Origin of the sequence: Nonomuraea sp. NPDC049684, assembly GCF_044465345.1 — a bacterium.
Lineage (GTDB): Bacteria > Actinomycetota > Actinomycetes > Streptosporangiales > Streptosporangiaceae > Nonomuraea.
Genome location: NZ_JBITLO010000003.1, coordinates 657,066 through 668,301, shown reverse-complemented (window position 1 = coordinate 668,301; position 11,236 = coordinate 657,066). Strand labels below are relative to the sequence as shown.

The 11,236-nt window shown below is 73.1% G+C and carries 7 protein-coding genes; 5 read left to right on the top strand and 2 right to left on the bottom strand.

Translation table 11 applies throughout. The annotated features are described in order from the left end of the window. Nucleotides 1-8: 8 nt before the first annotated feature. Nucleotides 9-782 carry a sporulation protein gene (locus tag ACIBST_RS13370; protein ID WP_397171490.1) on the top strand — a complete coding sequence of 258 codons (774 nt, stop codon included), beginning with the start codon at nt 9-11 and terminating at the stop codon, nt 780-782. 33 nt (nt 783-815) lie between these two features. Here the strand turns inward: ACIBST_RS13370 and ACIBST_RS13365 are convergent, their stop codons facing one another. Further along, complete coding sequence (locus ACIBST_RS13365; RefSeq protein ID WP_397171489.1) at nt 816-1,700, bottom strand: PIG-L family deacetylase; 885 nt, start codon at nt 1,698-1,700, stop codon at nt 816-818. 192 nt (nt 1,701-1,892) lie between these two features. Here ACIBST_RS13365 and ACIBST_RS13360 point away from each other — a divergent pair, with 192 nt between their 5' ends. The 3 genes from ACIBST_RS13360 to ACIBST_RS13350 are packed head-to-tail and all read left to right on the top strand — an operon-like array spanning nt 1,893 to nt 4,389. Next, entirely contained in the window at nt 1,893-2,945 is a 1,053-nt protein-coding gene (locus tag ACIBST_RS13360; protein WP_397171487.1) for a hypothetical protein, read from the top strand. A 9-nt stretch (nt 2,946-2,954) separates the two neighbouring features. Continuing rightward, entirely contained in the window at nt 2,955-3,575 is a 621-nt protein-coding gene (locus ACIBST_RS13355; RefSeq protein WP_358293794.1) for a hypothetical protein, read from the top strand. Between the two features lie 34 nt (nt 3,576-3,609). Further along, a complete protein-coding gene (locus ACIBST_RS13350; protein WP_397171485.1) occupies nt 3,610-4,389 on the top strand; it encodes an inositol monophosphatase family protein in 780 nt (259 codons plus the stop codon). Nucleotides 4,390-4,402: 13 nt separating this feature from the next. Here the strand turns inward: ACIBST_RS13350 and ACIBST_RS13345 are convergent, their stop codons facing one another. After that, nucleotides 4,403-5,557 (bottom strand): SLC13 family permease, encoded by a 1,155-nt coding sequence (locus ACIBST_RS13345; protein ID WP_397171483.1) that lies wholly within the window; start codon nt 5,555-5,557, stop codon nt 4,403-4,405. A 75-nt stretch (nt 5,558-5,632) separates the two neighbouring features. On the opposite strand from ACIBST_RS13345, the gene ACIBST_RS13340 reads away from it, so the two are divergent. After that, complete coding sequence (locus ACIBST_RS13340) at nt 5,633-11,224, top strand: TIR domain-containing protein (protein ID WP_397171482.1); 5,592 nt, start codon at nt 5,633-5,635, stop codon at nt 11,222-11,224. Nucleotides 11,225-11,236: the final 12 nt, after the last annotated feature.

Here is an 11,236-nt window from a genome sequence, read left to right as displayed (position 1 = left end):
GAGACCCCATGGTGTTCCGCAAGTTGATGGCCGCCTTCGGCGCGGGCGTCGAGGTCGACACGGTGCTCACCGACACGACCGTGCGTCCCGGCTCGCCGCTGCGCGGCGTCGTGCACTTCCGGGGCGGCGGCTCCGACTACAAGGTCGAGGGCATCTACCTCGACCTGACCGCCGTGGTGGAGGTCGAGAGCGGCGACAACGAGTACAAGACGACCTACAGCTTCCTGCGCCAGCAGGTGGCCGGGACGTTCCAGCTCGCCTCGGGCGCCCAGCACCAGCAGCCGTTCGAGATCATGGTGCCGTGGGAGACGCCGATCAGCGCGATCGGCGGCCACCCGCTGCACGGCATGCGGCTCGGCGTCCAGACGGAGCTGGCGCTGGCGGGCGCGATCGACAAGGGCGACCTCGACCCGCTGTTCGTCAGCCCGCTGCCGGCCCAGGAGCACGTCATCGCCGCCCTCGACCGGCTGGGCTTCGGCTTCAAGAAGGCCGACCTGGAGCGCGGCACGCTGTACGGCTCGACGATGCCGTTCTTCCAGGAGATCGAGTACTACGCGGGCGGCCAGTGGCGGCGGCACTTCAACGAGCTGGAGCTGACGTTCATCGCCGGGCCGCGGCAGATGGACGTCATCCTGGAGGCCGACCAGCGCGACGGCTTCCTGACCTCCGGCCACGACACCTACAACCGCTTCACCGTGCGCTACGACGACCACCCCGGCGCGGCCGACCAGGCGTTGCAGCACGGCCTGGAGCAGATGGCCCGCCGCCGCGGCTGGTTCTAGCCGGGCGCTCCCCGAGCCGGGCGGCGTCCCGGCTCAGGGGACCCGGTACATGCGCTCGGTCCAGGCCCGGTAGCGCCAGGTGTGCCCGACGCGGTAGTCGTGACCCAGGTAGACGCCGAAGACCTGGCGCTTGAGCTCGCGCAGCGACCCGGCCACGTTGGGCGCCCAGCCGGTCATCGGGTAGCCGCGGTAGGAGACCGCCCGCAGCCCCAGCCCGCTCGCCGCGGCCAGCGCGAAGCGGGCCGAGGCGACGTGGTCGGGGTGGTCGCACAACCCCCGGCCGGTGGGCGGCTCGGGGTCGAGCGTGCGCAGCACCGTCGGCTGGAAGCGGGCGTAGAGCGCGCGCAGCACGCCGACCACGTCCCTCCTGCCGACGCAGCGCGGCTCGGGGCCGGCGCCGAACCGGCGCACGCAGGAGCGGTCCTGCCACAGCCTGGTCAGCGCGTCGCGGCCGCCGTCGGCGCGCGGGTCGCCGCCGTCGGGCAGCCCGACGAAGGCGAGCCTGACCGCCGGCCGGTCGGCCAGCTCCTCCAGCCGGACGGGGAAGCCGCCCGCCGTGATCGTCCTGACCCGCCAGACGTCGGGCGCGCCGGCCAGGAAGGCGTACGCGGCCCGCAGGCCCTGCGCGCGGTCGCGGGCGTAGGCGACGGGGTCGCGGTCGTCGTCCCAGCCGGCCTGGCCCTCGCCCGCGGTCAGGTAGACGGTCACCGTCGGACGGTGCCACTGGACGGCGCCGTACAGGTCGGGGCTCATGAACAGCAGGTCGTCGTCCGGATGGGCCACGACCTGCAGGAACCGCTCCGACGACGACGGCCGGTGCACCTCCGCCCACGCCGCCGCCGGCGGGGCCGGGCACGCCAGCACGGCCACCAGCACCAGCGCCAGCGCGGCCGCCGAGAACATCCTGATCCCCTTCATCCCCACCCCCGTGCGATTCCAGTATCGAACCTGGTCAGGTCCCGGTCCTGAGCTGCCAGGGGGAGATGTCATGTCATTCCCGGGTAGGAGATACCTCCTTCCCGTGCGCTGGAAGTCGCATGCCGACGGTCGTTACGATGACCTAGGGGATTGACTGATCGTCGGACGGGCGGGCGAACGATGGCACGGTTCATGGCGGCGCTGAAGCGGGTCGCCCCATGGGCGGCCCAGAACGCCGACGGCGCCATCGCCTTGTTACTGGCCGTGGTGATCGGCGTGCTCGGCATCATGCCCGACACGGTGGTGCCGACCGATGTGCAGACCCAGCTCGTCAACGCCGCGACGCTGGTGATCATGGCACTGGTGGCCACCGCCCTGCTGCGCGACCGCGCCCGTCAGGCCCCGGTCGAGGAGACCATCACCTCCGGCGCGCTGGCCCAGCTCCCCGTCCGGCTGTCGCGGCTGGAGGAGATCGAGACGCTCGTCCACGGCACCCGCAAGGCCCTCGACGCGCTGCAACTGGTCAGGGTGCTGGGCAGCAAGCAGGAGATCGCCCAGATGCACGCCGAGGCGCGCAAGGACACCACCCGGTGGAGCTTCAAGGGCGGCACCGGCACCTACCTGCGCGCGGTCACCCTGCCCGAGTGCGTGGCCGCCGCGCGCCGGGAGAAACGCCACCTCGTGGTGCGGGTGGAGGTGATCGACCCGTCCAACGTCGAGGTGTGCGAGACGTACGCCCACTACCGGCGCTCCCTGTCGGACTCCCCCGACGCGACCGGCGAGACGTGGACGACCGACCGGGTCAGGAAGGAGTCGTACGCGACGATCCTGGCCGCCTTCTGGTACCGCCAGCGTTACGGCCTGCTCGACATCGAGGTCGGCCTGTCGTCGTCGATGACGACGTTCCGCTGGGACCTGTCGGCCACCCGGCTGATCATGACGGTGGAGGACCCCAACCGCGCCATGACCGCGCTGGCCGGCACGTTCTACTACGAGAACTGCGACACCGAGCTGCGGCTCAGCTTCGAGCAGGCGCGGCGGGTGCCGATGGACATGTACAAGAAGGCGCCGCTCGGCGACGAGCCCACGATCGAGGAGGTCCAGGACCTGTTCGGTCGCATCGGGGTGCCTCTTCCCAAGGCCTACGACGGCCGCGACGTCGTGGACATCGCGCGCAAGGCCCTGCGCGCCGTCGATCCCTACGGCGAGGCTCGTCCTGCGGCCCTCCGACGAGACGGAACGTGAGTGCGGCTCATGAGCTATCGGTCGGTCTTCCAGCGGGTCCGCGACGGACAGGCCAGGTCGTGGGCGCTCGGCGTGCTGCGGGAGACCGCGCGCCCGAGGGCCGTACGCCATCCGCTCGGCTTCGTCTGCCTGCCGCTGGAGCGAGAGGGCGGCGAGGGGGTATGCCTCCACCTGTGGTCCGACTCGCTCCAGCACGCCGAGAGCACCACCTCGCAGATCCACTGCCACAGCTGGGACCTGGTCAGCCACGTGCTCTACGGCCAGGTGCGCAACGTGCACGCGGTGGTCACCGACGCGGGGCCCGACGCCACGCACCGGGTGTTCGAGGTGGTCAGCGGCGCCGACGGCGACCGCATCTCGCCCACCCGCCGCACCGTGCGGCACGCCACCGGGCTGGTGGAGCTGTTCGGCCCCGGCGACACCTACACCCTGCCGGCCGACCGCTTCCACAGCAGCGTGGTGCCGGAGGGCGGCGAGGCGGCCACGATCGCGCTCGGGCGCGGCCGGCCCGGCAGCCGCGACCTGTCGCTCGGCCCGCTCGGGGCGGGCGGCCACCACGTTCCCCGGGAACCGCTGAACGCCGAGGAGACGGCGCTGGCCGTCCGGCTGATCACCGCCCACCTGACCTGAGGGGTGCCCGATGGACCTGGATCACGCTCGCTCTGTGGCCGTCGAGGCCGCCCAGGCCGCCGGGGCGCTGCTCGCGGCGGGCACGCGTGGGGCCGTCGGCATCCGGGCCAAGGGCGACGCCGGCGACGTCGTCACCGATCTCGACCTGGCCTCGGAGAAGCTGCTGGTCGAGCGCATCCTGACGGCCTTCCCCTCGCACGCGATCGTGGCCGAGGAGTCGGGGCTGATCGGCGCGGCGGGCGGCGAGTGGACGTGGCTGGTCGACCCGCTCGACGGCACCAACAACGTGGCCATCGGGCTGCCCACGTACGTGGTGGGGGTGGCGTTGTGCCGGGCCGGGCGGCCGGTGCTGGGCGTGGTGCACGACCCGGTGACGGCCCAGACGTGGTCGGCGATCCGGGGCCGTGGGGCCGTGGCGTCCACGGGGGCGCGGCTGGCGCCGCCGTACACGGCCAGCCCGCACGGCCTGCTGCTGGCCTGGACCCAGGGGTACGGCGTGAGCAGGGGCGACGCCACCGTGCTGGCGTTGAAGACGGCGCTGGAGGTGGGCGCGCGGCGGGTGCTGCAACTGTGGGCGCCGCTGCTGTCGTGGGCGATGCTGGCCCGCGGCGACATCGACGGCATCGTCGGCTACCGCGCCGAGGCGGTCGACCTGCCGGCCGGCGCGCTGCTGGCCCAGGAGGCCGGGATCGAGATCAGGGCGCTCGACGGCGGCCCGTTCGAGGAGAGCATCGACGGCACGGCCGAGGACCGCAGCTTCGTGGCCGCCCACCCCCGCGCGCTGCCCGGACTGATGGCGCTGCTGCCCGGGTAGATCGCCCCGGCGCTCAGCCGAACGTGACCAGGGCCCAGACCGTGGCCAGCAGCCCGGCGACGGCCAGGCCCGCGCCGGTCAGCAGGAAGCGGCGCAGCGGCACCGCGACGCCGTGGCGGCGGCACGACTCGAACCACAGCAGCGTGGCCAGCGACGCCCACGGGGTGATCACCGTGCCCACGTTCGTGCCCACGAGCAGGGCCAGCAGGTGATCCTGGTCGGCGGCCGGGATCACCGCCTCGACGGCCTTGTAGGCGGGCAGGTTGTTGATCGCGTTGGACAGGCCCGCGCCCACCGCGGCCGTCCGGTACGGGTCGCCCTCCGTGCCGATCATCCACGTCATCAGCGCGTCGAGCCCGTGGGCGCTGAGCGTGGGCACCACCAGGAACAGCCCGGTCACGAAGACGACGAGCTGCCAGGGGATCAGGCTCCAGGTCAGCCGGGCCCGGTCGCGCACCAGGAAGGCCGCCACCACCAGCACGGCCGCGGCGGTGGCGGCGACGGCGACGTGCGCCTTGAGCAGCAGCAGGACGATGAACAGCAGGCAGCCGGCCGAGGCCGCGCCGAACAGCACGCGGTCGGCCACCGGCGCCAGCACCGGCGGCGTGTAGCGCAGGTCGCGGCGCTCGCCCCGGCGCCAGAAGAACACCCACAGGAACACCATCGTCACCGCGATCGAGGCGAGCTGCGGGGCCCACATGCGGGCGGCGAAGCCCTGGGCGTCGAGGCCGAGCTTGTCCATGGCGAGCAGGTTGGTCAGGTTGGAGACGGGCAGCAGCAGGCTCGCGGTGTTGGCCAGCCAGATGGTGGTCATCGCCAGCGGCAGGGCGGCGATGCGGGCCCGGGGCGCCAGGGCGAGCATGACGGGGGTCAGCAGGACGGCGGTGGTGTCGAGGTTAAGAAAAATCGTGACAAATGACGCGAAAGCCGTACAAAGAAAGAAAAGCGCGGTGTAGTTGCCGCGGCCGAGCACCGCCATCCGAGCCGCGATGGCGTCGAAGACCTGCGCTTCCTTGGTCAGCTCGGCCAGCACGATGATGGCGACCAGGAAGACCAGCAACGGCCCGATGTCAGCGAGGCTCTCCGCGGCGTCGCGCCACGGCAGCAGACCGGTCGCCACGAAGATCAGACCGAGAGCAAGCAGCCCGATCCGGATCAGATCGAGCACAGCCAGACGCCGCCACACTCGACGATGATCGCACACTGACTCCAAATCACCGATTCCTCGGTGGATACTGAGCAGATGGCACGTGACGGCAGGCCGACCGAGATCTTCGTCAGCTACTCCCCGGCCGACACCGCCTGGGCGACCTGGATCGCCTGGGAGCTGGAGGCGGCCGGCTACCGGACCATGATCCAAGCCTGGGACTTCGTGCCCGGCACCAACTTCATCGACTTCATGGACCGCGGGGTCAGCGAGGCGCAGCTCGTCGTGGCCGTGCTCTCGCGCAACTACCTCACCTCGCGCTACGGTCGCATGGAATGGCAGGCGGCCATGCGCGCCGACCCCGACAACCCCTCCAACAAGCTCGTCACGATCCGGCTGGAGGACGTGCAGCTGGAGGGCCTGCTGTCCACCATCACCTGGGTCGACCTGCTCGGCGTCACCGACTCGGGGCAGGCCAGGGCGCTGCTGCTGGGCCGGGTCGGCGAGGCGCTGGCCGGGCGGGCCAAGCCCGAGTCCGCCCCCGCCTTCCCCTCCGGCCACGTCCCGCCCCCGGCCACCCCGACGCTGCCCCCGACGACCGACCTGGCCAGGGCCCGCCGCACCCCGGTGACGGCCCCCAAGTTCCCGCCCTCGGGCGGCGACGACCGCGGGCGCGAGTCGGTCAACGTGCTGCACATCGGCGGGCCGAGGTTCGGGCGGGCGCTGCCCGATCCCGGCGAGCCGTTCACGCCGGAGGACATGCAGGCCCGCATCTGGGCCGACCTGACGGCCATGTACGACCGGGGCATGCCGCGTCCCGACCTCATGGTGGTCAGCGGCGACCTGACCGAGTCCGGCAGCCTGGGGCAGTTCGCGCAGGCCACGCAGTTCGTCACCGACCTGCGGCTGCTGATCGGGCTGGAGCCCCACCGGCTGGTGCTGCTGCCCGGCCCGCGCGACGTCACCAAGGCCGCGGCCAGCGCGTACTTCATGACCTGCGAGGCCGACGACGTGAGCCCGCAGCCCCCCTACTGGCCCAAGTGGCGGCATTTCGCCGGGCTGTTCCGCGAGGTGTACCAGGGGCTCGACGACCGGGTGTTCGACGGGGGCCAGCCCTGGACGTTGTTCGAGGTGCCCGACCTGCGGGTGGTCGTGGCGGGGCTCAACTCGACGATGGCGATGAGCCATCTGGAGCGCGACGCGTACGCGCTGCTGGGCGAGGCGCAGGCCGCGTGGTTCGCCGAGCGGCTGCGCCCCTACGAGGAGAGCGCCTGGCTGCGGCTGGGCGCGATCGGCCATCCGCCCGCCACGTTGCGGGACGCGCCCACGTTCGACCGGCTGCTCACCCACCGGCTCAACCTGCTCTTCCACGGCTCCGGCGCGGGCGTCCCGGCCGCCGAGCCGCGGCCGGGCTTCGCCGCGGTCGTGGCCCCGCGCTCCGGCCGCCACCAGGTGGTCGAGATCTCCCCCGACGGCATGCGCACCTGGACGCCCGACACCGGCAAGCCCGCTCGCGCCCGGCACGGCTGGCGGGCGGTTCGGGCCACGTTCACCGGCGAGACCCCCGGCACCCCGCCGCCCGTCCCCCAGCCCGAGGAGCGCGAGCCGAGCCCCGTCGAGCTGCTGCTCGACCGCATCACCGAGGTCTGCGAGGCCCGGCACGAGCGGGCCAAGATCCGGCGTTTCCCCGACCACCTGGTGGTCACCCACCCCGAGGACGGGTTCGTCCGGCAGCTCATGATCGGCGCGCACGTCGGCGAGCTGACCGAGGCCGCCGCGACCGGGTTCGCCCGCCGCGCCCACGCCGCCGACCTGGCCGCCGAGCTGATCTACCAGGGCCCGCCGGCCTCCCGCGCGCTCCGCGACGACCTCATGCGCAAGGGCGTGCGGGTGCGCAGCTTCCTGGAGTTCCAGGGCCTGCTCGACCTGTCGGGATACGTCGCCGAGCAGACCGCCAGGCTCACCGGCGACCGCCGTTACCCGCCCGGCCTCTACGTCCCCCAGCGCTACCGCGAGCTCGACCGGCCGGGCAGCCAGATCAGGGAGGGACTCACCGACGAGCTGATGCGGCTGCTGGCCGCCGACCACGGCCGGTTCCTGCTGCTGCTCGGCGACTTCGGCCACGGCAAGACGTTCGCGCTGCGCGAGCTGGCCAGGCGCATCCCGGCCGAGCTGCCGCACCTGACGCCGATCTTCATCGAGCTGCGCGCCCTCGACAAGGCCCACTCGGTCGACGCCCTGGTGGCCGCGCACCTGGCCGGGCACGGCGAGGAGTTCATCGACCTCAAGGCGTTCCGCTACCTGCTCCGGCAGGGGCGCATCGTGCTGCTGTTCGACGGGTTCGACGAGCTGGTCACCCGGCTGACCTACGACCGGGCGGCCGACCACCTGGCCACCCTGCTCGCCGCGGCCGAGGACAAGGCCAAGATCGTGGTGGCCAGCCGTACGCAGCACTTCAAGTCGCACAGCCAGGTGCTGACCTCGCTCGGCGAGATGGTGGGCGTGCTGCCGCAGCGGCGGGTGCTCAGCGTGGAGGACTTCACGCACGACCAGATCCGCTCCTACCTGGACAACCGGTTCGACGACGGCGACGAGGCCGGCGCCCGCATGTCGCTCATGGGCGAGATCAAAGACCTGCTGGCCCTGGCCCAGAACCCGCGCATGCTCAGCTTCATCGCCGACCTCGACGCCGACCGCCTGCGCACGGTCGCCGGCGCCCAGCACACCCTCAGCCCGGCCCTGCTGTACGAGGAGATCCTCAGCACCTGGCTGGCCTTCGAGGAGCGGCGGGCCCGCGTCCCCGGCTCGCCCGGCGCGTTGTCGATCGGCGAGCTGTGGCGGGTGGTCACCGCGCTGGCGCTGCGCCTGTGGGACAGCGGCGAGACGCTGCTCGGCGTCGACGAGCTGACCGAGATCGGCGAGACGCTGAGCGACCTGGCCTCGGGCCAGCTCTCCCCCGCGCACGCCGCGCACGCCATGGGCTCGGGCAGCCTGCTGGTGCGCACCGAGGAGGGCATGTTCGGGTTCATCCACGCCTCGGTGATGGAATGGCTCATCGCCCGCCACATCGCCGCGAACCTCGACAATCCTCTCCCGCTGGCCCGCAGGCCGCTGTCGGCGCTGACCGTCGAGTTCCTGTGCGACCTGGCCGACGTACGGGCGTTGCGCGCCTGGGTGGCCGACCCGCCCGCCGACGACGTGGCCAGGGCGAACGCGGTCAAGATCGCGGCCAGGCTGCGCACCCCGGCCAAGGCCGACCTGCGCGGCGCGAACCTCAAGGGCGAGGACCTGTCGGCGCGCGACCTGCAGGAGGTCGACCTGACCGGGGCCGACCTGTCGGAGGCCACCCTCGCCGGCACGAACCTGTCCAGGGCCGTCCTGCGCGACGCCAGCCTGGCCGGCGCCCGGCTCGACGGCGCCAGGCTGACCGGCGCCGACCTGACCGGCGCCGACCTGTCGGGCGCGCGGCTGGCGCAGGTCGACCTGAGCGACGTCACGGTGGAGGGCGCCCGCTGGCACCGGGCGTCCCTGATCAACGTCACCGGCACGCTGCCGCGCCTGCCGGGCGCGGCGGTGGTGCCGGGGCAGCCGGTGGAGGTGGAGTTCGCGCCCGCCGGCATCGGCGTACCGTACGGCTACCACTTCCAGACGTCGCGCCTGCCCGAGCCCATCGCCTACAGCCCCGACGGCTCGACCATCGCCATCGGCAACGAGGACGGCGGCGTGCTGCTGTGCGTCGGCGGCTCCCCGGTCCGCACCCTCCAGGGCCACCGCGGCCGCGTCTACGCCGTCACCTTCGCCGGCGACCTGCTGGCCACCGGCGCGAGCGACGGAACGGTCCTGCTCTGGGACGCCCTCACCGGCCGGCGCCTGCACACCCTGACCGGCCATCCCGACGGCGTGTGGCCGGTACGCCTCAGCGCCTCGGGCGAGCTGGTGGCGGCCGGCGGCGGCGACGGCGTGGTCCGGGTGTGGGAGACCGCGACCGGCCGGCTGGTCCACGAGCTCCCGGGCCACCGCGCCCCCGTCTACACCGCCTCCTTCGGCCGCTCGCAGCTCGTGACGGGCGACTCGGCGGGCGTCGTCCGGGTCTGGGACCTGACCGCCGGGCAGACGGCCGTCACCCTCGACGGCCACCGCGGCAGCGTCTACCGGGCCGTGCACAGCCCCGACGGCACCCTGCTGGCCACCGGCGACCAGGCGGGCACGATCCGGCTCTGGGACACCGCCACCTGGTCCCCCCGGCACGAGCTGACCGGGCACACCGGCAGCGTCTACTGCCTGACGTTCTCCCCCGACGGCTCGATGCTGGCCAGCGGCGACACGTCCGGCAGCGTGCGCCTGTGGGAGCCGTCCGGCGAGCCGCTCGGCGTGCACACCACCCACGCGGCGGCCGTCTACCAGGTGACCTTCAGCCCCGACGGCCGCACGGTGGCCAGCGGCGACTCCGGCGGCACGGTCCGGCTCCAGCCCATGGGCGGCGGCAAGCGCGTCGAGCTGACCGGCCACCGCAGCTCGGTCTGGCCGTTCGCGTTCCATCCCGACGGCCAGCAGCTGGCCACCAGCAGCAACGACGGCACCGTCCGCCTGTGGGACCCGCTCACCGGGCAGTGCCAGCGGCTGCTGCGCGGCCACGGCCGGCGCATCTCGTCGGTGCGCTTCAGCGCCGACGGCTCGATGCTGGCCACCAGCGGCAACGACGGCGTCGTCCGGGTCTGGGAGCCGCACACCGGGCGGCGGCTGCGGGAGTTCACCGGCACCGCCGACCGGCTGATCTCCGCGCTGTTCTCGCCCGCCGGCCCGGTGCTGGCCACCTCCAGCAACGACGGCGGCGTGCACTTCTGGAACGCCACCACCGGCGACTACGAGCGCGAGCTGCACGCCGAGACCGACCACGTGTGGGCCGAGGCGTTCAGCCCCGACGGCAACATGCTGGCCACGGCCAACGACGACGACAGCGTCAAGATCTGGTACCGGCCGACCGGCCGCATGGCCGTCGACCTGGTCGACCACCGGGGACGGGTGCGCTCGATCGCCTTCAGCCCCCTCGGCGACTACGTGGCCACCGGCTGCGACGACAAGCTCGTCCGCCTGTGGCACGTCTCCTCCGGCGGCCGGGTGGCGACGCTGGAGGGCCACACCGACCGGGTGTACTCCGTGGCCTTCTCCCCCGACGGCCGCTACCTGGCCAGCGCCGGCAACGACGGCCGGGCGATGGTGTGGGAGCTGCGGCCCGGCCAGCCCTGGCAGCCGCGCCTGGCGCACACGCTCACCCAGCACGACGGCCGGCTGTGGAGCCTGGCCTTCGACGCCACGGGCCGCCACCTGGCCACCGGCGGCGACGACATGACCGTACGGGTGTGGGAGACCGCGACCGGGCAGCTCCTGCACACCCTCTCCGGGCACGCGCGCCGGGTGTGGTCGGTGGCCTACAGCCCCACGTCCGACCTGCTGGCCAGCGCCGGCGACGACGGCGTGGTGATCCTGTGGGAGGGCGGCAAGCGGCGGGCGACCCTGCTGGGGCTGCCCGAGGGCTGGGCCGCCCTGGCGCCGGACGGGCGGTACAAGGTGCACGGCGATCCGGGCGGCCAGTTCTGGCACGTCATCGGGATGTCGCGGTTCGAGCTGGGGGAGCTGGATCCGTACCTGCCGGAGGTGAGTCAGGTGCCGCTCGACTCGCCCTTCTGACCGCAGGCGGTC